The sequence below is a fragment of the Nocardia implantans genome (assembly GCF_035544775.1).
In the GTDB taxonomy this organism is placed as follows: Bacteria; Actinomycetota; Actinomycetes; order Mycobacteriales; family Mycobacteriaceae; genus Nocardia; species Nocardia implantans.
Map to the genome: position 1 here is coordinate 157,033 of NZ_JAYKYQ010000008.1, position 22,523 is coordinate 179,555.

At 69.7% G+C, this 22,523-nt stretch carries 19 protein-coding genes; 8 read left to right on the plus strand and 11 right to left on the minus strand.

The features are described 5' to 3' along the window. The first annotated feature begins 8 nt into the window (after window positions 1-8). A complete protein-coding gene (locus U3653_RS19890) occupies window positions 9-1,112 on the plus strand; it encodes an NAD(P)-binding domain-containing protein (protein WP_195078257.1) in 1,104 nt (367 codons plus the stop codon). A gap of 20 nt (window positions 1,113-1,132) precedes the next feature. On the opposite strand, the gene U3653_RS19895 is transcribed toward U3653_RS19890, so the two are convergent. The 6 genes from U3653_RS19895 to U3653_RS19920 all read right to left on the minus strand — a co-directional run bounded on the left by U3653_RS19895 (window position 1,133) and on the right by U3653_RS19920 (window position 9,006). Beyond that, window positions 1,133-1,990, minus strand: a complete 858-nt coding sequence (locus U3653_RS19895) for an aldo/keto reductase (RefSeq protein ID WP_195078256.1) — start codon at window positions 1,988-1,990, stop codon at window positions 1,133-1,135. 115 nt (window positions 1,991-2,105) lie between these two features. After that, window positions 2,106-3,698 (minus strand): carboxyl transferase domain-containing protein, encoded by a 1,593-nt coding sequence (locus tag U3653_RS19900; RefSeq protein ID WP_195078255.1) that lies wholly within the window; start codon window positions 3,696-3,698, stop codon window positions 2,106-2,108. Between the two features lie 51 nt (window positions 3,699-3,749). After that, window positions 3,750-4,352 (minus strand): GTP-binding protein, encoded by a 603-nt coding sequence (locus U3653_RS19905; protein ID WP_174186021.1) that lies wholly within the window; start codon window positions 4,350-4,352, stop codon window positions 3,750-3,752. Next, window positions 4,333-4,707, minus strand: a complete 375-nt coding sequence (locus U3653_RS19910; RefSeq protein WP_039795171.1) for a DUF742 domain-containing protein — start codon at window positions 4,705-4,707, stop codon at window positions 4,333-4,335. The genes U3653_RS19905 and U3653_RS19910 overlap by 20 nt, the downstream gene beginning before the upstream one ends. 7 nt (window positions 4,708-4,714) lie before the next feature. Continuing rightward, window positions 4,715-5,128, minus strand: a complete 414-nt coding sequence (locus tag U3653_RS19915; RefSeq protein WP_011207200.1) for a roadblock/LC7 domain-containing protein — start codon at window positions 5,126-5,128, stop codon at window positions 4,715-4,717. After that, window positions 5,125-9,006 (minus strand): sensor histidine kinase, encoded by a 3,882-nt coding sequence (locus tag U3653_RS19920; RefSeq protein ID WP_195078254.1) that lies wholly within the window; start codon window positions 9,004-9,006, stop codon window positions 5,125-5,127. The genes U3653_RS19915 and U3653_RS19920 overlap by 4 nt, the downstream gene beginning before the upstream one ends. Before the next feature lie 320 nt (window positions 9,007-9,326). On the opposite strand from U3653_RS19920, the gene U3653_RS19925 reads away from it, so the two are divergent. The 5 genes from U3653_RS19925 to U3653_RS19945 all read left to right on the plus strand — a co-directional run bounded on the left by U3653_RS19925 (window position 9,327) and on the right by U3653_RS19945 (window position 15,326). Beyond that, on the plus strand, window positions 9,327-11,387 hold the full coding sequence (locus U3653_RS19925; RefSeq protein WP_195078253.1) for an AMP-binding protein: 2,061 nt from the start codon (window positions 9,327-9,329) through the stop codon (window positions 11,385-11,387). Between the two features lie 117 nt (window positions 11,388-11,504). Next, the gene (locus tag U3653_RS19930) at window positions 11,505-11,891 is read left to right on the plus strand and encodes a hemophore-related protein (RefSeq protein ID WP_195078252.1); all 387 of its coding nucleotides are present in this window, start codon (window positions 11,505-11,507) and stop codon (window positions 11,889-11,891) included. A 121-nt stretch (window positions 11,892-12,012) separates the two neighbouring features. Continuing rightward, the gene (locus U3653_RS19935; protein ID WP_195078251.1) at window positions 12,013-12,726 is read left to right on the plus strand and encodes a response regulator transcription factor; all 714 of its coding nucleotides are present in this window, start codon (window positions 12,013-12,015) and stop codon (window positions 12,724-12,726) included. Continuing rightward, the gene (locus tag U3653_RS19940) at window positions 12,723-14,099 is read left to right on the plus strand and encodes a sensor histidine kinase (RefSeq protein WP_195078250.1); all 1,377 of its coding nucleotides are present in this window, start codon (window positions 12,723-12,725) and stop codon (window positions 14,097-14,099) included. Before U3653_RS19935 ends, U3653_RS19940 begins: the two co-directional genes overlap by 4 nt. Window positions 14,100-14,156: 57 nt before the next feature. Then, window positions 14,157-15,326, plus strand: a complete 1,170-nt coding sequence (locus U3653_RS19945; protein WP_195078249.1) for a YhgE/Pip domain-containing protein — start codon at window positions 14,157-14,159, stop codon at window positions 15,324-15,326. Window positions 15,327-15,648: 322 nt separating this feature from the next. Here U3653_RS19945 and U3653_RS19950 read toward each other — a convergent pair whose 3' ends face one another. The 4 genes from U3653_RS19950 to pdxH all read right to left on the minus strand — a co-directional run bounded on the left by U3653_RS19950 (window position 15,649) and on the right by pdxH (window position 19,592). Further along, window positions 15,649-16,008: an FKBP-type peptidyl-prolyl cis-trans isomerase gene (locus tag U3653_RS19950; protein ID WP_039795159.1), complete on the minus strand. Its 360-nt coding sequence runs from the start codon at window positions 16,006-16,008 to the stop codon at window positions 15,649-15,651. Between the two features lie 37 nt (window positions 16,009-16,045). Then, entirely contained in the window at window positions 16,046-17,359 is a 1,314-nt protein-coding gene (locus U3653_RS19955) for a citrate synthase (protein WP_083880375.1), read from the minus strand. 191 nt (window positions 17,360-17,550) lie between these two features. Beyond that, on the minus strand, window positions 17,551-18,831 hold the full coding sequence (locus tag U3653_RS19960) for an MFS transporter (RefSeq protein ID WP_195078248.1): 1,281 nt from the start codon (window positions 18,829-18,831) through the stop codon (window positions 17,551-17,553). 68 nt (window positions 18,832-18,899) lie between these two features. Continuing rightward, window positions 18,900-19,592 (minus strand): pyridoxamine 5'-phosphate oxidase, encoded by a 693-nt coding sequence (gene pdxH / locus U3653_RS19965; RefSeq protein WP_195078247.1) that lies wholly within the window; start codon window positions 19,590-19,592, stop codon window positions 18,900-18,902. Window positions 19,593-19,712: 120 nt separating this feature from the next. Between pdxH and U3653_RS19970 the strand changes: the two genes are divergently transcribed. Continuing rightward, window positions 19,713-20,861 carry a citrate synthase 2 gene (locus tag U3653_RS19970; RefSeq protein WP_195078246.1) on the plus strand — a complete coding sequence of 383 codons (1,149 nt, stop codon included), beginning with the start codon at window positions 19,713-19,715 and terminating at the stop codon, window positions 20,859-20,861. Between the two features lie 108 nt (window positions 20,862-20,969). Continuing rightward, the gene (locus U3653_RS19975) at window positions 20,970-21,842 is read left to right on the plus strand and encodes a polysaccharide deacetylase family protein (protein WP_323124133.1); all 873 of its coding nucleotides are present in this window, start codon (window positions 20,970-20,972) and stop codon (window positions 21,840-21,842) included. Between the two features lie 25 nt (window positions 21,843-21,867). Here the strand turns inward: U3653_RS19975 and U3653_RS19980 are convergent, their stop codons facing one another. Then, the gene (locus tag U3653_RS19980) at window positions 21,868-22,506 is read right to left on the minus strand and encodes a hypothetical protein (protein ID WP_195078245.1); all 639 of its coding nucleotides are present in this window, start codon (window positions 22,504-22,506) and stop codon (window positions 21,868-21,870) included. Window positions 22,507-22,523: the final 17 nt, after the last annotated feature.

The window sequence follows — 22,523 nt, forward strand, 5'->3', positions numbered from 1 at the left end:
CACCGGCTGTGCCGACCGACTTCGACATCCTGGTGATCGGCGCTGGTCAGGCGGGACTCTCGGCCGGATACCACCTCCAGCGCCTCGGACTGCGCCCGGAGCGGCACTATCTGATCGTCGACCGGTCCCCAGGGCCAGGCGGCGCGTGGCAGTTCCGCTGGCCCTCCCTCACCCTGGACACGGTCAACCGCGTGCACGATCTGCCCGGTATGTCGTTCGCCGAGACGTTGCCGCCCGGTTCGTCGTCCGCGCGGGCGGCATCCGCCGTGCCGCACTACTACGAGCTGTACGAGAAACGGTTCGACCTGCGGGTCCACCGGCAGGTATCGGTCACCGTGGTGTGCGATCGCACGGAGAAAGGCGCCCCCGCCGAGCGCGGTCCGGTGCTCGACGCTGAGACCGACACGGCCGGCCGGATCCGGGTGCGCGGCCTGATCAACTGCACCGGCACCTGGGAGCATCCGTTCGTTCCGCACTATCCCGGGGCGCAGACCTTCGCCGGCCGCCAGCTGCACACCCGCGACTACCGCACCGCCGCGGAATTCGCGGGCGAGCACGTCGTGGTGGTCGGCGGCGGCATCTCGGCGGTCCAGTTGCTCGACGAGATCTCCCGGGTCACCACGACGACCTGGGTGACGAGGACACCTCCGCGCTTTCGCGACGGCGACTTCACCGAAGCCGCCGGGCGCGCCGCCGTCGCGATGGTCGAAGACCGGGTGCGGCGCGGGCTGCCGCCGGGATCGGTGGTATCGGTCACCGGGCTGCCCCTCGACGACCGGCTGCGGGCGGCGCGGGCCCGCGGCGCGCTCACTCGCCTGCCGATGTTCGAGCGCATCGAGCCCGACGGGGTGCGGTGGGCCGACGGAACCTTCCAGCGAGCGGACGTGATCCTCTGGGCCACCGGGTTCCGCAGCGCGCTCGACCACCTCGCGCCGCTGCGCCTGCGCGGTCCCGGCGGCGGCATCACCATGACGGGACGGCTCGCCACGCAGGTGGCCGCCGATCCGCGCATCCACCTGATCGGGTACGGACCGTCGGCGAGCACCATCGGCGCCAACCGCGCCGGCCGCGCGGCGGCTCACGAACTCACCGGATACCTCGGGCTGCGCTGACCGGCCACCCGCCCGGATCGTCAGTCGATCAGGCCCATGGTGAACGTGTCGGGGTCCCCTCCGGTGCGCGCACCGGTGTTCAGCGCGGTGATCGCGTTCATCTGCTCCGGAGTCAGCTCGAAGCCGAAGACGTCGAAATTCTCCCGGATCCGCGAGGGTGTCACCGACTTCGGGATGACCACATTGCCCAGCTGCAGATGCCAGCGGATGATCACCTGCGCCGGAGTACGACCGACCTCGGCGGCGACCGCCGTGATGGTGTCCTGCGCCAGCAGCGTGCCCTGCCCGAGTGGGCTCCACGCCTCGGTGGCGATCGCGTTGGCGGCATGGAACTCGCGCAGTTCGGGCTGCGCCAGCCGGGGGTGCAGCTCGATCTGGTTCACCGCCGGAATCTCCCCGGTCTCGGCGATCAGCCGCTGCAGATGCGCCACCGTGAAGTTCGAGACGCCGATCGACCGCACCCGGCCCTGCGACTTCAGCGCTTGGAAGGCGCGGAAAGTGTCCACGAAGCGCCCGGCCGCTGCCACCGGCCAGTGGATGAGGTAGAGGTCGAGGTAATCCAGACCGAGCCGCTGCATACTGGCGTCGAACGCGCGCAGCGTCGAGTCGTAGCCCTGGTCGGAGTTCCACAACTTGGTCGTGACGTAGATCTCCTCGCGGGGCAGGCCGGATTCCCGGATCGCGCGGCCGGTGCCCTCTTCGTTCCCGTAGATCGCGGCGGTGTCGATGCTGCGGTAGCCCGCCTCCAGCGCGGTGGTGACGACCGAGAAGACATCCCCGGCGGGCACTTGGAACACGCCGAAGCCGAGCTGCGGGATCACGTTCCCGTCGTTCAGCACGATCGAGGGAACGGTGCTGGTCTCGCTTTTGAAGGTCACATTCCGACGGTAGAAGTGTGGCGGCGAACCGTCAATCACGCGGTCTGGTGTGTTGTCCCGCAATTTGCTGAGAAACCAGTGGCGCGCCGTGCGGAGGTGCCGCCTCCGCCGCCGGTCAGCTCGGCATACCGGGCAGGCCGAGGCGCCGGTAACGCGCGTGCCGAGCCGCGCGCACTTCCGGTTCCGGCAGGGCGCGCAAGTCCGCCAGTTCGCGCGCGATCGCCGCGACCATCCGGCGGGCGAAGTCGATCGGCTCGTCGGCCGCGTCGGGGTGCTCGGGAACGATCCGGTCGACCACACCGTCCTCCAGCAGGTCGGCGGCGCTGATCCGTTGCGCCGCAGCCAGTTCCGCCGCATGGTCGGTGTCGCGGAAGACGATGGCGCTCGCTCCTTCCGGCGGCAGCGGGGCCAGCCACCCGTGCGTCGCGGCCAGCACCCGGTCCGCGGGCAGCAGCGCCAGCGCGCCGCCGCCGGTGCCCTGGCCGAGCAGCACCGAAACGGTCGGGGTGTCCAGCGTCACCAGATCGGCGATGCAGCGGGCGATCTCGGGCGCCAGCCCGCGTTCCTCGGCCTCCTTCGACAGCGCCGCACCCACCGTATCGATGACCAGCACCAGAGGCAGCCGCAATTCCTGAGCAAGCGCCATACTGCGCCGAGCCTCCCGCAACGCGGCCGGACCCATGGTGTTCTCGCCCTGCTGACCGCGCCGGTCGTGGCCGAACACGACGCACGGCTGCCCGCGGAAACGGCCGAGGGCGAGCACGGCGGTGCGATCGGACTCGCCCTGCCCGGTGCCGCTGAGCGGAACCCGTTGCGTCACATGACGAAGCAGTTCACGAAGGCCGGGACGTTGTGAGCGGCGGGAGATGAGGACCGACTGCCACACCCGATCGTCCGCAGGACGATTCCGCTCGGCATCGGACCGAATATGCTGTGGCACAATAAATCTGGAAGACGCAGCAGGATCGTGAGTCGACCGCGGTTGCGATGCCGCGATCTGCTCGGAAAACCGGCGTCCCGTAGCGGGATCCGGTAACTCCGTGCCGCTCAGCACACTCAGCGCGCGATGCGCGATCCGACGGAAGACCGGAATCGTCAGCACGCCGTCGATGACGCCGTGCCGATACAGGTTCTCCGCGGTCTGCACGCCTTCCGGAAAAGGTCGGCCGTACAGAGCCTGGTAAACCCGAGGGCCGAGGAACCCGATGAGCGCACCGGGCTCGGCGAAGGTGATGTGACCCAACGAGCCCCACGACGCGAAAACGCCGCCCATCGTGGGATCGCGCAGGTAGACGACGTAGGGATACCCCGCCGACTTGTGTGCCGCCACGGCGCCTGCGATCTTCACCATCTGCACGAAGGCGACGGTGCCCTCCTGCATCCTGGTCCCGCCGGAGGTCGGCGACGCGACCAGCGGCAGACCGAGTTCGGTGGCGCGCTCCACCGCGGAGACGATCCGCTCGGCCGCGGCCACGCCGATCGAGCCGGCCAGGAACCTGAATTCGCAGGCGATCACGGCCACCCGTCGCCCACGCAGCAACCCTTCGCCGGTGAGCACCGATTCGTCGGTGCCCGCCGCGACGGCCGCCTTCCGCAAGGCATCGCGGTACTGCGGGGATGCGGCCACCGTCACCGGCGGCCGGTCCCAGCTGACGAACGAGTCCTTGTCGAGCAGTTGCTCGAGCAACTCTCGCGCCGAAGTACGCACCGGGCGAGCCTATCCGGCCCTACCCGGTGCTCCGGCGAGCCACGCGAGCACTCAGTAGCCCTGCATCACCTTGCGCAGCGCGTACTCGGTGAGCGCGACCAGCGCCTGCTTGGCCGGCTCACGACGACGAGCGTCGATGGACAGGATCGGCACATCGGCAGGCACGGCCAGCGCCTGCCGGATGTCCTCGATCGGGTACCGCGGCGCGTCGTCGAATTCGTTGAGCGCCACCAGGAACGGCAGGCCGCGCGCTTCGAAGTAGTCGACGGCCGCGAAGCTGTCCTCCAGCCTGCGGGTGTCGACCAGGACGACGGCGCCGATGGCGCCGCGGATCAGGTCGTCCCACATGAACCAGAAACGGTACTGGCCAGGCGTGCCGAACAGGTACAACACGAGATCGTCGGCGAGACTGATCCGGCCGAAGTCCATCGCCACGGTGGTGGTCGACTTCATCGGGATGCCGGTCAGATTGTCGATCCCGGCGCTGGCATTGGTCACCAATGCCTCGGTGCGCAGCGGAACGATCTCCGAGACAGCACCGACCAACGTGGTCTTCCCGACACCGAAGCCACCCGCGACCACGATCTTCGCCGATGTTGGCTTACTGGTACGAGTGTCGACCTGCGCCGTCGAATCAAATACGCCGGAGTCCACTGAGAACCCTTTCGATCAGCTCGCGACGTTCATCGTCGCTGGAATCGTCTTTCAATGTCGCCGAAACGCGCACGTGCCCGGCCTCGATCAAATCGGCCACGAGCACACGGGCCACCCCGATTGGGATACCCAATCGGGCTGCTACCTCGGCAACGGACGGCGATTCTCTGCACAACTCCACGATTGACGTCTCGATGTTGGTCAGTTCGAACTGCCGCTCCAGGGCGACCGGATGCGATGCGACGAGGGCCTCCAACGCCAACTCGACCGCGGGCCTGGTGCGGCCTGCGGTCAACGAGTATGGGCGTACGAGACTGGGCTCGACGCTCCCCACGCGGTGATCTTCTATGTCCATCCCACCATCAGGAACCCATCGTGACGCGTGGTGTGGCCTGAACAGTCTGGCCAACCCGCTCGACCAACAGAGCCATCTCGTAGCCGACCTGACCGATGTCACACGACGTGTTGGTCAGCACCGCGAGATAGGAACCATCGCCGACAGCCATGAGTAGCAGGTAACCGTGCTCCATCTCGACGACGGACTGCAGCACGGTGCCGCCCTCGAACAGGTTCGAGACGCCGACCGACAGGCTGGCCAGACCGGCCGTGACGGCCGAGAGCTGTTCGGCGCGGTCGACGGGCAGCTGGGCGCTCGCGGCCATGAGTAGGCCGTCGGCCGAGACCAGGACGGCATGGGCTACGCCAGGAACCTCGTTGGCAAAGTTCGAAACCAGCCAATCCAGCTGACGATTCGTACCACCTAGATCGGGGTTCATCGGTCTCCTTTATCTCCGGTTAGGTTCATTGCTCTCATTGCGCGGCCATCCCGGACGCCCTGCTGGTGACGACTCAAGCTGGACCTGATCGTTTCTGGGTCGCGGCGCGGCGCCCGATCCGCCGCACCGCTCACGCCGCCGGGGACAAGCCTTCCGCCCGGATTGCGTTGGGGCAAGCCCGCCGCCGTTTTCGCCTCCGGCTGCGCCTCGCTGGCACGGCGAGCCGCTTGCCATCCCTCGTCACCCGGCGATTCGAAGGAAGCAGCCACCTGGGACCTATCCGTGTTGGGATCCGACAGCCATGCCGACATCATCTCGGCGAAGATCGGCGTACCGCCCATCACCGAATCCGATTCCTCCGCGGGCTGCAGCCTGGTCTGGAAGAACGAAGCCGTCTTGGCCGGGTTGGACCGGAAGCTGTGCTTGCCCGGATCGCGCCCCGCCGACGCCGCGGGCTGTTCGCCGCTCGCGGCGTGCTGGCCACCGCGATCCCGCTGCGGCAGTGCGACACCCGGCGGCACGGGCTGGCGCTGCGGCGCCTGGGCGCCCGGCTGCCGCTGCGGCAGACCGGTCAGGCCGCCCTCGCGCTGCGGCAGACCGGTCAGGCCGCCCTCGCGCTGCGGCAGACTCGACGGCGCGGGCGGACGCTGCGGCAGACCATTGAGCGCACCGGCATCCCGCTGCGGCAGGCCGCTGCCGGCCGAATCCCGTTGCGGCAGGCCATTGCCGACCGCGGGCAGCGCGCCGGAGCCCGGCTCACGCTGCGGCAGGCCACCGGTGGACTCGCGCTGCGGAAGACGATGCGCGCCCGCCTCCCGCTGCGGCAGACCGTTGCCCGGTTCACGCTGCGGAAGACCATTGGCCGCCGCGTCGCGCTGTGGCAGACCCGGCGCGGGCTGCCGCGACGGCAGACCCGTGGCACCGGGCTCACGCGAGGGCAGACCGCTCACACCGGGCTCACGCGACGGCAAGCCGGTGATACCGGACTCACGCGACGGAATACCGCTCGCACCCGGCTCACGCGACGGCAAGCCCGTGGCACCGGACTCACGCGACGGAATACCGCTCGCACCCGGCTCACGCGACGGCAGACCCGTGGCACCCGGCTCACGCGACGGAAGGCCCGTGGCACCCGGCTCACGGGACGGCAGACCCGTGACACCCGATTCACGCTGCGGCAGACCTCCCGCCGCCGACTCACGCTGCGGCACACCGTTCGATCCCGGCTGCCGCTGCGGTAGGCCGGTGGCGCCCAGCTCACGCTGCGGCAGGCCCGTGGCCCCAGGCTCACGCGACGGCAGACCACCCGCCGCCGAATCACGCTGCGGCAAGCCGCCGGAAGCGGACTCACGCTGCGGCAGACCACTCGAACCGGGCTCCCGCTGCGGCAGACCGCCGGAGGCGGACTCGCGCTGCGGCAGACCGTTCGACGCGTCTCGCGCCGGCGCGCCATTGGCGCCCGGCTGACGCTGGGGCAGACCGGTGCTCGGCTGCGGCACGCCGTTGGCGCCCGGCTGACGCACCGGCAGTTCACCCGAGTTCGGCTCACGCGGCGGCAGGCCGGAACCGGGCCGCTCCGTGGGGGCACCGGGCTGGCGCGGCGGCGGACCGCCGGGGTTGAGGTTGCGTTTGGGCAGGTTGGCCGCGGCCAGCTTGCCGCGCTGCGGACCACTCGGCGCGGACTGCCCCGACGCGGGCCGCAGACTCGTGGCCGACTGCTGGGCCTCCGAGCGCATGCCGGACGACGACATCGCCGAACCCGGCTGCCGCTGCGGCAGTCCGCCGGGGCCGGTGGGGACCGGTCCGCTGGGCGGAGCGGCCGGCTTGGCGCTGACGGCCGGAATCGGGCCGCTCACCCCGGGATCGACGGTCACCACGACATTGCCCCCAGGAGTCCGCTGGACGGCCCGCATCTGCATGGACGACGGCGCCGACGGACGCTGAGGAGCTGCGGCCTGCGGCGAAGGCTGCGGGGTGACGGGCTGCCCCGCGCTCGGTTTGCCCGCGACGATGAGTCCGACGGGCACGTGCACGGTCACCGTCACGCCGGGATCGCGCGCGGTGTCGAAGGTCGGCCGCAGCCGCACGGTGAGACCGTGCCGCTCGGCGAGCCTGCCGACCACGAACAGACCCATGTGCCTGGCCGTGTCCGGCCCTGGCTCGGCGGTCTGCTCCAGACGGCGGTTGATCTCGGCCATCTCGGCGGGCGGCATACCGATGCCGCGGTCGGCCACCTCGATGAGCAGGCCCTGATCGTGCGCCTGCGCGAAGGTGAACTTGACGTCGGTCTCCGGCGGCGAGGCGCGAAGCGCGTTGTCCAGCAGCTCGGCGAACAGGTGCGCGAGGTCGGAGGCGGCGGGTTCCTTCAGCGAACCGCGGGGAGTGGCGCCGAGCTTCACGCGCTCGTAGTCCTCCACCTCGGAGATCGCGGCGCGCAGCACGTCGGCGATCTCGACCGGGGCGGACTTGGCGCGGCGCTGCCTGGTGCCGGCGAGAATCAGCAGGTTGTCGCCGTTGCGGCGCATGCGGGCGGCGAGATGGTCCAGCCGGAACAGGTTCTCCAGCAGGCGCGGGTCCTTCTCGTCGTACTCCATCGCCTCGATGAGCGTGAGCTGGTGGTCGACGAGCGACTTCGACCGCCGCGCCAAGGTCTCGAACATGTCGTTGACCTGCGAACGCATCTTCGCCTGGTCGCTGGCCAGACGCAGCGCCTGGCCGTGGATGTCGTCCACCGCGCGGGCCAGCTGACCGATCTCCTCGGTGCTGCGCACCGGCATCGGCTCCAGCGGCACCTCTTCCGGCGAGGCGCCGTTGCGGAGCTGGGCGACCTCGTGCGGCAGGTCGCTCTCGGCCACGCGCAGGGCGGCCAACCGCAGCCGATGCAGCGGGACGATCATCGAGCGGGCCACGAAGACCGCGAGCAACAGCGCGGCGAGGATGGTGGCGATAACGACCGCGGTGTAGGTCCACGCGTCGCGCTGGGCGTTGGTCACCAGCGAGTTCATCGCGGAGTCGATGTCTTTGGTCGCCTTGCCGACGACGTGCTCGTAGACCGCGAGGCTGTCGGTCAGCGACTTCTTCAGATCACCGACGGGAAGCTGGCCCGCCTGCGACTGCGGGCTGGTCAGCAGCGCGATCCTGGTGTCGATGCCGGCGCGCAGGTCGGCGATCGAGGTGTCGCCGTCGGAGAAGCGGTGCGCGAGCACGTTGAGCAGCGCGCGCTCGGTGTTGGAGGCGATGAGGAAGTTCTGGACGCCGGACTGCTGGGAGCGCAGCACCTCGGGGAAGGCGGCGAGCTCGCTGACCAGGGTGGCGCGGGTGTTGAGCGAGTCGACCAAGCGCAGTTTGGCCGCGTCCACCGCGGTGTCGCTGACCTGGCCGACCGTCGTCTCCACGATCCGGACGCTGTCGCTGCGGACGCGGTCGATCAGCGCGAGGGTATCCGACGGCGGACCGGTGGAGACCGATTTGCCCTGGGCGCGCACGCCCTTGGCCTGGGTGAGCATGCTGTCGATGGCCGCGCGCGCACCGGGCACTCCGTCGAGCTTGGAAACCGCCTTCTCGGCGTTGGCGATCGCCTTGTCCAGGTCCGCGAGGTTCTGGTCGGTCACCACGGACTGGTTGGTGCCCAGCGAGATCATCTGCGAGCCCGCGGTGGTGGCGGTCTGCGCGCTGAGCGCGGTGACCGATGGGATGGCGGCGACGTTCTCCGAGATGTCGGCGAGCCGGTTCGACTCCGCGAACTCCGACGAGATCCTGGAGACGCCGAGCCCGACCGCGACCGCGAGCGGCACGGCGAGCACCGCCGTCACCTTCCAGCGCAGGTCCCAGTTGCCCAGCGCCCAGCGGCTACTGCCGGAACTAGCGGCGTCACGCATCTCCCACTCACTTTCCAAACTGGCCTCTACCACGCGCCATCAACCGAACCTCCACAATCGCGTGCTTGGCTCGACAGGTGGAGCTGGCCGAGAGCTGCGGCTGGCCGAGAAATTGCGTCTACGACGGCCCAAATAAGTGACATCAGATTCTAACGGATCAATAACTTCTTGGGTGACGGGGCGTGATGTCGCGATCATTGACCTGCCGGTTCCAGGCAAAACCAAAGGTCGCGGCACCCACCCGGGCGTCGCGTGAAGTCTGCCACAATCAACCAGATCTATCGAGGCGGGCATCGAGGCGAGGCTAGGGAGTCACGGGGTTGAACGTGCGGCAGGAGTATCGACCGGCCTATCAGACCAGCTTGGTGGATCCCGCCGAGTTCTGGGCCGGCGCGGCCGAAGCGATCGACTGGGACGTGCCGCCAGCGCAGATCCTCGACTCCGGTGCCCGCCCGGTGGCCAGGTGGTTCTCCGGCGCTCGGCTCAACACCTCCTTCAACGCTCTCGACCGCCACGTCCACCCCACCGCCCCCGGCGTTCCCAGCCGCGCCGACCAGCCCGCCCTGATCTACGACTCGGCTATGACCGATGTCACCGTCGTCTACACCTACGCCGAACTGCTCGACGAGGTGGCGCGGTTCGCGGGCGCGATGGTGCGGCTGGGCGTCACCGCCGGCGATCGCGTGGTGATCTACCTGCCGATGATTCCCGAAGCGGTGATCGCGATGCTGGCCTGCGCCCGCATCGGCGCGGTGCACTCCGTGGTGTTCGGCGGATTCGCGGCCCCGGAGCTGGCCGCCCGCATCGATGACGCGGAGCCGGTGTTGATCATCACAGCGTCCGGCGGCCTGGAACCGGGCAAGCGGATCGAATACCCGCCCATCGTGCTGCGGGCGCTGGACCTGGCCCAGACGACCGCGCCGCGCACCGTGATCGTCAAGCAGCGGCCGCAGTTCGACACGATCCCGTTCCCCGCTCCGCAGCCGGCCACCGAGTACCTGCCGAGTTCGGCGGAGACGGTGGCCGCGCAGTGGCTCGACTGGGACGACGCCGTCCGCGACGCGCCGAGGGCCGACCCGGTGTCGGTCGCCGCGACCGATCCGCTCTACATCCTCTACACCTCCGGCACCACCGGGAAGCCGAAGGGCGTTGTCCGCGACAACGGCGGGCACGCGGTCGCCCTGGCCTGGTCGATGCGCAACATCTACGACGTCGACGCGGGTCAGGTGATGTGGGCCGCCTCCGACGTGGGCTGGGTGGTCGGGCACTCCTACATCGTCTACGCGCCGCTGCTGGTCGGAGCCACCACGCTGCTGTACGAAGGCAAGCCGGTCGGCACTCCGGACGCGGGGGCGTACTGGCGGGTGGTCGACAAGCACAAGGTCGACGTGCTGTTCACCGCGCCGACCGCGCTGCGCGCCATCCGCAAGGCCGACCCCGATGCCGAGCTGGCCCACCGGCACGATCTGTCCTCCCTGCGCGCGCTGTTCTGCGCGGGCGAACGCCTCGACCCGGCCACCTACGCCTGGGCCGAGCAGACCCTGCTCGCGGGTCGCTCGGACTGCCCGGTCGTGGATCACTGGTGGCAGACCGAGACCGGATGGCCGGTCTGCGCCAACCCGCTCGGCCTGCAGCAGCTGCCGATCAAACCGGGCTCGGCCTCGGTGCCGGTGCCCGGCTATCGACTGCGCGTGCTGGACTCCTCCGGCAACGCGGTGGCGCCGAACACCGAGGGCAACATCGTCATCGGGCTGCCGCTGCCGCCCGGCACGCTGACCGGCCTATGGCGTGACGCGGCGCGGTACGAGCGCTCCTATCTCTCCGCCTACCCCGGCCACTACCTCACCGGCGACTCCGGCTACTTCGACGAGGACGGCTACCTGTACGTCCTCGGCCGCAGCGACGACGTGATCAACATGGCCGGGCATCGGCTTTCGGCCGGCAGCATCGAGGCGGCCATCGCGGGGCACGACGCGGTCGCCGAATGCGCCGTCATCGGACTGCCCGACGAGCTCAAGGGGCACCGGCCGCTGGCGTACGTGGTGCTCAAGTCCGGCGTCGAACTCGATCCCGACCGGTTGCGCGACGAGCTGATCGAGCGGGTGCGCACCCAGGTCGGCGCGATCGCCACGCTGCACGACGCCATCATCGTGACCGCGCTGCCCAAGACCAGATCGGGCAAGATCCTGCGCAAGACCCTCCGGCAGATCACCTCCGGCGAGACGTTCGAGGTGCCGTCCACCATCGAGGACCCGGCGGTCCTGGCGGCGCTCGAGCAGCAGATCCGCGTCGCGCGCCCCGAGTGGCTGGATCCGGCGCACGGCGCCGACCACACCGGCGACGTGGTCGAGCCCGACGTGGATCCGGTTGCCCCGTCCTGACTTCCGTCCGCCGTCGACGTCCTCAGAGTTTCCTCAGAGGATGTTCATATCGGTGCCAGCAGTTCGAAATAGCCTCGAGACCGCCCCGAAACCCCTCGATGATCTGGAGGCAGATTCATGAAACGTTCCGTAGGCCGCCCCGCCATCGCCGCCGCGGCAGCAGGTGGAATCGCCACGGTCACGTTGCTACTGAGCCCCGCCGTCGCCGCGGCGGGCCCGATGGAATACGCCGAGCCGCTGCTGACATCGGACTGCTCGTTCGCCCAGGTCGACGCGGCGCTGCACGACAAGGCGCCGCAGCTGGCCGCGGTGCTCGACGCGAACCCGAGCCAGAAGGCCGAGCTGCAGCGCAGGTTCGACCAGCCGGTCGAGCAGCGCAGGGCCGAGTTGCGGCGGGCCATCGACGAGAACCCGGACGCGGTGCGCCAGGCGGAGAACGACCCGAGGACCGCGCAGTTGCGCGACACCATCCGCGTCGTGGCGGAGACCTGCCACAACTACTGATTCGCGGTGACCTGGGTGACCCGCCGGAATCCGCGTGTTCCGGCGGGTCGTCCGCGGGTTCCGAACGCGAGTCCACGCGCCCGGCTCGCACGACCGAAGATCTACGGAGGCGGGGAGCAGAATGGACGACGTGACCTCGACCTCGAACCCGACGGTTCTCGTGGTGGACGACGACGAGGACGTGCTCGCCTCGGTCGAGCGCGGGCTGCGTCTGTCCGGCTTCCGAGTCCTGGTGGCCAGGGACGGCGCCCAGGCGCTGCGCAGTGTGAACGAGCACGCGCCCGACGCCATCGTGCTGGATATGAACATGCCGGTGCTCGACGGCGCCGGCGTGGTGACCGCCTTGCGCGCGATGGGCAACGAGGTGCCGATCTGCGTGCTCAGCGCCCGCGCGTCGGTGGACGACCGCATCGCCGGACTGGAATCCGGCGCCGACGACTACTTGGTCAAGCCATTCGTGCTGAAGGAACTGGTGGTCCGGATCAGAGCGCTGCTGCGCAGGCGGTCGGACGTACCCGCACCCGCGACACCGGGCGCGGTCACCGTCGGCCCGCTCGAGGTGGACGTCGCGGGCTACCGCGCGCTGCTGCACGGCCGGGAGATCGAACTCACCAAGCGGGAATTCGAACTGCTGTCGACGCTGGCCAGAAACGTCGGGGTGGTGCTGAGCCGGGAACGTCTGCTGGAACTGGTGTGGGGCTACGACTTCGCCGCCGACACGAATGTGGTGGACGTCTTCGTCGGCTATCTGCGCCGCAAACTCGAGGTGGACGGCACTGCGCGCCTGCTGCACACGATCCGCGGCGTCGGGTTCGTGCTGCGAGCGCCGAAATGACGGCGCCCGCCGCCGCACCGCCGGGAACTCGCAGGCGCCGGTCGTTTTCGCTGCGCACCCGCGTCGCGGGCGCTGCCGCCGCGGGCGCGATCATCATCGTCACGCTGATCAGCCTGATCAGCATCCGCGCCATCGAGCGCAACAACGTCCGGCAATCCGATCAGCAACTCGACGTCGCCGCGCGCATCGTCCTGATCGAGCCGCAGATCGCGGTCCGGGTCATCAGCCTGACCGGCCTGAACAACAACATGGCTGTGACCGTCCGTGACAACGGGGAGGTCGTCGCGAGCACGCCCCCGGAACTGCCCGAGCTGCCGGTCGGTTCCCGCACCGTCCCGGTGAACGGCATCCCGTACCGGATTCTGACCACCACCGAGAAGCAACCCTCGGGCCGGGTGGTCGCCCTCGGCATACCCGCAGCGGACGCGGCCGAGGCCACCGCCGAGCAGCAACGGTGGGTGCTCGGCGGCGCCCTGCTCGCCATCGCCGCGGCCGCTGGACTCGGCTGGTTGCTCGCGGGCGCGGCGGTGCGCCCGATCGTCCGGCTCACCCGGCAGGTGGGCGCACGCAGCGCGTTCCCGGATCCGAGCAATCCGCAGGCGCCGGTGGAGGGCGCGGGCGTGCACGAGGCGGAACAACTGGCCGACGCGGTGAACACCATGCTGCAGCGAGTGGATCAGGCGCAGGCGCAGACCGCCGCCGCGCTGGAGACCGCACGCGACTTCGCCGCCGTGTCCGCCCACGAGCTGCGCACCCCGCTGACCGCGATGCGCACCGATCTCGAGGTGCTGCGCACGCTCGATCTGGACGAGGCGCAGCGGGCCGAGATCCTCAACGACCTGCAGCGCAGCCAGGGCCGGGTGGAGAGCACGCTCGCCGCGCTGGAGCGGCTGGCCACCGGTGACCTGACCAACGAGCGCGACCACGTCGCCACCGACGTCGGCGACCTGTGCGACCAGGCCGCGCACGACGCCATGCGGCACTTCCCCGGCTTGGTCGTGCGCATCGATTCCGATGCCGAGCTGGTCACCCGCGGCCTGCCCGCCGGGCTGCGGCTCGCGGTGGACAACGCGCTGGCCAACTCGGTGAAACACGGCGGAGCGACCGAGGCCCTGGTCTCGGCGCATCGCGCGCCGGGCGGCCACATCGTGATCTCGGTCGACGACAACGGCCGCGGCATCCCGCCGCAGGAGCGCGAGGCCGTCTTCGACCGCTTCTTCCGCGGCAGCCAGGCGAGCAAGGGCGGCTCCGGCCTCGGCTTGGCGCTGGTCGCCCAGCAGGCCCAACTGCACGGCGGCCGGGCGTATTTCGACGCGGGCGCCCTCGGTGGCATCCGCTTGGTCCTCGACCTGCCCGAGCGGTCGGCAACTTAGACAACTCTCAGAGAAACGCCAAGGGGCGCGCCATATCTCGGGCTTAGGGTCGGCGGCGTGATCGGAAAACGCGCCCGCTGGGGCCTTCTCGTCGTTGCCCTCGTCTCAGCCGGAGCGCTCGGCGCCGGGATCACCGTATGGAGGGGGACGGATCGGGCGCCGACGGGAATCGCGCTGGTCGATGCCGATGCCGGTCCGACGGGCGCGCGCGTGGTCAAGGCGTTGCAGGACGCGGGCGGCTACGAATGGACCGTCGTGGCGCCGGGCGAGGCGAGCGCCGACGACTACGCCGCCGTCATCACGCTGCCCGCCGATCTCACCGCCTCGATGGGCACGCTGGCCGGGCCGGAACCGAAGCGGGCCAAAGTCACCGTGGACACCAACGAACATGCCGACGCCGACCTGGTGCACGGCGCGGTGACCGCGGTGACGCACCGGATCGGCGCGGCCGGCGTCGACGCCGCGCTCACCGCCGTCGCGCAGGCCAGGTCGCAGATGTCGCAGGTGCAGTTCACCGCCCAGTTGCTCAACGCCGGGGTCGAGGCGGCCGCCGCGGGAGCCGACCAGTTCAGCTCCGGCGCCGACCAGTTGCTCGGCTTCCTCGAATTCGCGAAATCGGGGTCTTCGCAACTCACTTCGGCCATCGCGTTGCTGAACTCCACCGTCGACGGCGCCGCCGCGCAGGCCGGTCGGCTCGCCGCGGCTCTCGATTCCACCGGCATCACCATCGCGCAGGTGGAACGGACGGCGAACACGGTGAGCGGCGGACTCGACCAGGTGCTGCCGCTGCTGCGCGCGCTGCCGTTCGCGAACGACCCGGCGCTCGCCGACATCATCGGGAAGCTGGAGGCGCTGCGCGGCGTGTCCGCGCAGGCGGGTTACCAGCTGACCGGCCTCGGCTCGCTCGTCGGCGGCGCGGTCGACCCCGACACCGACCTCGGCACCCTGCTCCGCACCGTCGTCGACCGCATGACCAGCGCGAGCGCGCAACTGTCCGAGGGCGCGAAGCTCGCGGAGGGCCTGCCTCAGCTCGCCGAACAGGGCGGAGCCCAACTGGTCGACGCCATCGGCCAGCTCACCGGCGGCGTGAGCCAGCTACAGAACATCGTGCACAACCTGAGCACCCAGACCGACAAGGCCGTGGCCGCCTTGCCCCAGCGCAGCAGCACCCAGCAAGCGGCGTTGGCAGCCGCCCTGACCGACCCGGTGGAGATCGTCAGAAAGTAGATACGACGATGGCCCGTCTTCCTTCACGGATGACGGGCCATAACATCTTCAGGCTCACGACGCGCGGGCCAACGGTGAGTCTCACGGTTACCGATCGCGCGACCGTTTGGAACCGCGTGCGCTTTTATCCGCAACCGTCTTGCCGACGTGCCCAGCTCACCTCGACCACGTCTTTCGAGCGAAGCGAGACCGAGCATGCGCCGTTCACGGCCCGGCTCGCGTCCGAGCGGCCGCTGCGCAAGCGACGAAGTCGCAAGCAGTGGTCGCTCGGACGCGAGCCATGAAGGGGCCGTGAACACGCGGCGCCGAAGGCGCCGCCGAACTAATTGGCGTTCAGCAGGTCGATCACGAAGACCAGCGTCTTGCCGGAAAGCGGGTGACCGCCGCCCGCCCCGCCATAGGCCAGCTCCGGCGGGATGGTCAGCTGACGACGGCCGCCGACCTTCATCCCGGGGATGCCGTCCTGCCAGCCCTGGATCAGGCCGCGCAGCGGGAAGGTGATGGACTCGCCGCGGTTCCACGACGAGTCGAACTCTTCGCCGGATTCGAATTCGACGCCCACGTAGTGCACTTCCACGGTGCCGCCGGGCACGGCTTCCTTGCCCGAGCCTTCGATGATGTCCTTGATCACCAGCTCGGTGGGCGCGGGCCCAGCCTGGAACTCGATCTCCGGTTTGGTCATTCGGCTATCCCCTTCGATAGATGGTGGATGGATATCGTCAACGGTTGTTGATCTCGCGGTAATCGCGAGCGCCGTAACCGGTGTAGATCTGCCGGGGACGGCCGATCTTCAGCGGCTCGCTGTGCATTTCGCGCCAGTGCGCGATCCAGCCGGGCAGCCGGCCCATCGCGAACAGCACGGTGAACATGCGGGTCGGGAAGCCCATCGCCTTGTAGATGACGCCGGTGTAGAAGTCGACGTTCGGGTACAGGCGGCGCTCGATGAAGTAGTCGTCGGTGAGCGCGGCCTCTTCCAGGGCCTGGGCGATGTCGAACAGCTCGTCGTGGCCGCCGAGCTTGCTCAGGATGGCGTCGGCGTGCTTCTTGGCGATCGAGGCGCGCGGGTCGTAGTTGCGGTAGACGCGGTGCCCGAAGCCCATGAGCTTCACCCCGTCTTCCTTGTTCTTGACCTTGCGGATGAACTCCTTGACGTCGCTGCCACTGGCCTTGATGCCGTCGAGCATCTCCAGCACGGCCTGGTTCGCGCCACCGTGCAGCGGGCCCCAGAGCGCGTTGATGCCGCCGGACACCGAGGTGAACAGGTTGGCGTCGGACGAGCCGACCAGGCGCACGGTGGAGGTGGAGCAGTTCTGCTCGTGGTCGGCGTGCAGGATCAGCAGCATGTCCAGTGCCGCGGCGACCTCGGGGTCCACCTCGTAGGGCTCGGCGGGGAAGCCGAAGGTCATCCGCAGGAAGTTCTCCACCAGGCTCAGCGAGTTGTCCGGGTAGAGGAACGGCTGGCCGACCGACTTCTTGTACGAGTAGGCCGCGATGGTGGGCAGCTTGGCCAGCAGCCGGATGGTGGACAGCTCGACCTGCTCGGGGTCGCGCGGATCCAGCGAGTCCTGGTAGTAGGCCGACAGGGCGTTCACCGCCGAGGACAGCACCGGCATCGGGTGCGCGTTGCGCGGGAAGCCGTCGAAGAACCGCTTCAGGTCCTCGTGCAGCAGCGTGTGCCTGCGGATGCGGTCGGTGAAGTCCTCGAGCTGGGCCTGGGTGGGCAGCTCGCCGTAGATCAGCAGGTAGCTGACCTCGATGAAGGTCGAGGCCGCCGCGAGCTGGTCGATCGGGTAGCCGCGGTAGCGCAGGATGCCCGCCTCACCGTCGATGTAGGTGATCGCCGACTTGGTCGGGGCGGTGTTCATGAAGCCCGGGTCGTACGTCACGTACCCGGTGCTGGCCAGCAGCTTTCCCAGCTCGATCCCGTCGTTGCCCTCGGCGGCCCTGGTGACCGTCATCGGGAACTCGCCGCCGGGGTAGGAAAGCACCGGCTTGGCGTCGTCGTCGACGTTGATGATGTTCTCAGCGGGCACGGAAGGATCCCTCTCAGGCTAGAACCACAGGCACCGGCGCGGTGGCGCACGATGCGCTTGCCTCAACGCTAGCCGTTGGCCGACGCGGACAATACCGGAGGGTAGTCCTGCGGCGGCTCACAAACACGTCCCGGCGCGGTGAGGTTCGCCTGCCCCGGCCGAACGCGGTCGCCAGGTGGCCGCGGTGCACGTCACACGGCGATTTCGGCATGAGCGCGAGCGACACGGTAACGCGTGAAGGCGGGAAACGCGACCGCCGCGATCAGCACGCCCGCCACCACCAGCGCGCCTCCGCCCGCCGCGGCTACAGCGGTACCCAGGCTCGCTGCCGCGAAACCGTGGGCAACATCACCGATCCTCGGGCCGCCCGCGACCACCACGGTGAACACCCCTTGCAGCCGCCCGCGCAGATCGTCGGTCGCCACCGTTTGCAGCATCGTGACCCGCAGCGCGGCCGAGACCATGTCCACCGCGCCGCCGAAGGCCGAGCAGGCCAGCGCGATCCACAGCCCGGCGCCGAGACCGAGACCGTGGCGGGTGAGCCCGACGGCGACGCCGAAGCCGACCATGGCCAGACCCCACAGCGCGATGCAGACCAGCACCGCGAACCCTTGCCTGCGGATGCGCGGGATCCACCCCGAGAAGACCCCGCCGAGCACCGCGCCCGCCGACATCGAGGCGAACAGCAGGCCGAGCGCGACGCCGCCGGTGGCCGGGTCGCCGAAGGTCTCGTGCGCGATCTGCGGGAACAGCGCGCGCGGCATGCCGAACACCATGGCGATCACGTCCACCGCGAACGACGCCAGCAGCACCCGCTGGGTGGCGAGGTAGCCGAAACCGGCGAGCACCGTGCGGAATCCGGCGCTGCGCACCGTCCCGGTCGGCGGCAACTCGGGCAGCCGCCACACCGCCCACAAGGTGGCCAGCAGCGCGACCGCGTCGATCAGGTAGAGCGTGGCCAGCCCGACGACGGGGATGAGCACCCCCGCCAGCACCGGGCCCGCGATCGCTCCGAACTGCATCACCGTCATGTTCAGCGAATTCGCCGCGGCCAGTTGGTCTTCCGGCAGCAGCCGGGGGATGGTCGCGCTGCGGGTCGGCTGATTCACCGCGAAGAACGCCTGCTGCACGGCGAACAGACCCAGCACCAGCCACACGTTGTCCGCCCCGGCCGCCGCTTGCAGCCAGAAGGCCAGCGCCGTGAGCCCGGTTCCGGAATTGGTGATCAGCAGGAGTCGGCGCCGGTCGAGCACGTCGGCGAGCGCGCCGCCCCACAGGCCGAACACGATCAGCGGCACCAGGCCGAACAGACCGGCCAGGCCGACGTAACCGGAGCTGCCGGTGATCTGGAAGATCTGCTGCGGAACGGCGACCACGGACAATTGCGCGCCGATCATGGTGACGATGCCCGAGCTCCAGAGGCGTCGGAAGTCGGGATTGCGCAGTGGAGTGGTGTCGGCGAGCAGTTTCACCGCCGCAGCGTAATCAGTCCTCCGTTCCGGATCGACGCGAGAATTCTCACCCGCACGCTGGGAATACGTCAGGGCTGCAGGCGCTCGACGGTGGTCGTCGCCTCGTCGATCCGCATCCGGATGCGGTTGTGCAGCCTGCCGCGCCGCCCCTGCCAGAACTCCACCTCGTCGGGACGGACCAGGAAACCGCCCCAGTGCGGCGGCACCGGGATCTCGTCGGTGTCGGCGAACCGCGCGGTCGTCTCGGCCAGCGTGCGGTCCAGTTCGGCGCGGGAGGCGATCGGCTGGGACTGGCGCGAGGCCCACGCGCCGAGCTGCGAGTCCCTGGGCCGGGAACGCCAGTAGGCCGCCGTCGTCTCGGCGGGAACCCGCTCGACCGAGCCGCGCAGATGCACCTGCCTGCCCAGCGCGGGCCAGACGAAGGTGACCGCGGCATACGGCAGTGCGGTCAGCTGGGCGCCCTTGGCCGAGTCGTAGTTGGTGTAGAAGATCACACCGTCGGGCGAGAGCCCTTTGCACAGCACGGTCCGCGCGACCGGCCGCGGCGTGCCGTCGGCCAGGGACACCGTGGCCAGCACCATCGCGTTGGGTTCGGCGATGCCCACCGCGGTGGCCTGTTCGATCCAGTGCCGCAGCAGCGGCTCCCAGCCGCCCGCCAGCCAGGCCTCGTCCAAGTCGACGTCGTCGTTGCCGCCGTGCGGCAGGCCGCCGTAGTCGACCCGCATGGCGGCGAGATCCGATGAATTGTCCAGGTCACGCATGGGCCAGACGTTACTCTTCGGTAGCGGGGAGCTAAGGTCTTGATGATCGGCATGTGCTCGTCAAATCCGACAATTCCCATCGGCGAGAACATGCGACCCAAGTGCAAGGAGAGTCGCGACATGACTACCAGCCCCGCGGTTTCCGGTGGGCAGGCCACCGTACCCAGCGATTTCGTCAGTGGCCTCGAGGGCGTGGTGGCTTTCACCACCGACATCGCCGAACCGGACAAGGACGGCGGCGCGCTGCGCTACCGCGGAGTCGACATCGAGAACCTGGTCGGGAACCGGGTCACCTTCGGTGACGTGTGGGCGCTGCTGGTCGACGGATCGTTCGGGCGCGGCCTGCCGCCCGCCGAGCCGTTCCCGCTCCCGGTGCATACCGGTGACGTGCGCGTCGACGTGCAGGCCGGGCTGGCCATGCTCGCCCCGATCTGGGGCTACCAGCCGCTGCTGGACATCGACGACGAGACCGCCAGGGAGAACCTGGCCCGCGCCTCGGTGATGGCGCTGTCCTACGTCGCGCAGTCGGCGCGCGGCATCTACCAGCCCGCGGTCCCGCAGAAGAAGATCGACGAGTGCACCACGGTCACCGAGCGCTTCATGACCCGGTGGAAGGGTGACCCCGACCCGCGCCACACCGAGGCCATCGACGCCTACTGGGTCTCCGCCGCCGAGCACGGCATGAACGCCTCCACCTTCACCGCCAGAGTGATCGCCTCGACCGGCGCCGACGTCGCGGCCGCGCTGTCCGGAGCGATCGGCGCCATGTCCGGCCCGCTGCACGGCGGCGCGCCCGCGCGCGTGCTGCCGATGATCGAGGAGGTCGAGCGAACCGGTGACGCGCGGGCGCTGGTCAAGGGCATCCTGGACCGCAAGGAGAAGCTGATGGGCTTCGGCCACCGGGTCTACCGGGCCGAGGACCCGCGCGCCCGCGTGCTGCGGGCGACCGCCGAGCGCCTCGGCGCGCCGCGCTACGAGGTCGCCGCCGCGCTGGAGCAGGCCGCCCTCGCGGAGCTGCGCGAACGCCGTCCGGACCGGGCCATCGAGACCAACGTGGAGTTCTGGGCCGCCGTGATCCTCGACTTCGCCGAGGTGCCCGCGCACATGATGCCCGCAATGTTCACCTGCGGCCGCACCGCGGGCTGGTGCGCCCACATCCTGGAGCAGAAGCAACTGGGCAAGCTGGTCCGCCCCGCGGCCATCTACACCGGCCCCGGCCCCCGCAAGCCCGAGGATGTCGAGGGCTGGGCCACGATCGCGCACACGTAGCGCGCACGGCGTCACGACCGCGAGCCGGACCTGAGGGCGGAAGATGTTGTCCCGCTGTCAGGTCCGGCTCGCGTAGCATCCGGGAGGGGAAGCTAGAGGACTAGAGGGATGCTGGACAAAGGAATATCGAGGCGGCGGATGCTCGGCGTCGGCGCCGCTCTGGCCGCAGGATTCGCCGCCACCGGGTGCGGCACCACGCAGAACACGTCTTTGGCGCAGGCGCGCGCGTCGATCGCGCCCGGCGCGACCACGGGGATGCGGGCCGCGCCGGTCTCGACGGGCCTGGACGCCGGCACACCCGTCGCCGTCGCCGCCAGGCACGCCGGCAGCCTGCCGCGGCAGTGGGGCGTCGAGATGCCTGGCATCACAAGTACTTTCAGCGCCGCAGGCAAACAGATGGCGCTCACTTTCGATGCCTGCGGCGGAACCGGCAACAACGACATCGACGAGTCGCTGGTGAATTTCCTGACCAGCGAGCGGATTCCGGCGACGTTGTTCCTCAACAAACGCTGGATCGAAGCCAACCGCGCGCGCACCGCGCAGCTGGCGGCGAATCCTCTCTTCGAACTGGCCAATCACGGTGTGGCGCACAAACCGCTGTCGGTGAACGGCCGCGAAGCCTATGGCATCGCCGGAACCGCTTCGGCGCGGGAGGCGGCCGACGAAGTCTGGGCCAACCACGAGTTGCTCACGACGATCACCGGCAAACCGCCGCGATTCTTCCGCGCAGGCACCGCGCATTACGACGACGTCGCGGTGTCCATCGTCAACGAATTGGGTGAAACGCCGGTCGGTTTCAGTATCAACGCCGATTTCGGCGCGACGGCGTCGGCCACCCAGGTGCAGTCGGCGATGAATGCCGCCGCGTCCGGCGCCATTTCCCTGGCCCATATGCATCGGCCGCGCTCCGGAACCGCGGCCGGGATGATCGCGGCGTTGCCGAAGATTCGCGCCATGGGTTTCACCTTCGTGCACCTGTAGCCGCCCGGCCGCATTCGCCGGCGATTCACTCCTCGAGCGACGCGACCCAGTCGACGGCGACCGTATCGCCACGGTCCACCTCGAAGAAGGCGACCTCGAGATGCCTGCCCAGGTCGACCAGCCGCAGGGCGTGCAGCGGCACCGGCTGCACCAGCCGCACCCGCCACGGCTTGGGTTCGTCCCAGGCGCGCAGTTCGAGGTCCAGCCGCAGCACCGGATCGTCACGACCGGAGTAGTCGGCCGCGACCGGAGCGGCGGCGAGCACGGTGGCGTCGGCGCGGCGGCCGTCGGCGAGGATCTTCGCGATGCTCGCCCGGCCCGCGTCTTCGAGGTCGGGGACGTACAGCACCAGGCGATCGCGGTGGCGCGGATCCACCCGGCAGCACACCGCGTCGCCCGGCCGCATCCATTCCAGGTCCGCGTCCGGCACCCGCTGCCGCACCCGGGTCTCGTAGGGGAACTCGCCGGCCAGCTGCACGCGGACCCAGAACACATGGCCCGGTTCGGTGCGGCGCGGACGCACGCCGAGGATCGTGGCGGTACCCGCCTCCCCGCGGATCAGCAACTCCCGCCGCATCGCGTCCGAGACCGTCGCGCCGCGCAGGCGGAAATTCCGCGCCCGCTGGCGCAGTCGCCACCCCGAGTTTGCTGACGGCATGCTCATGGGCGCTTACGTTAGCC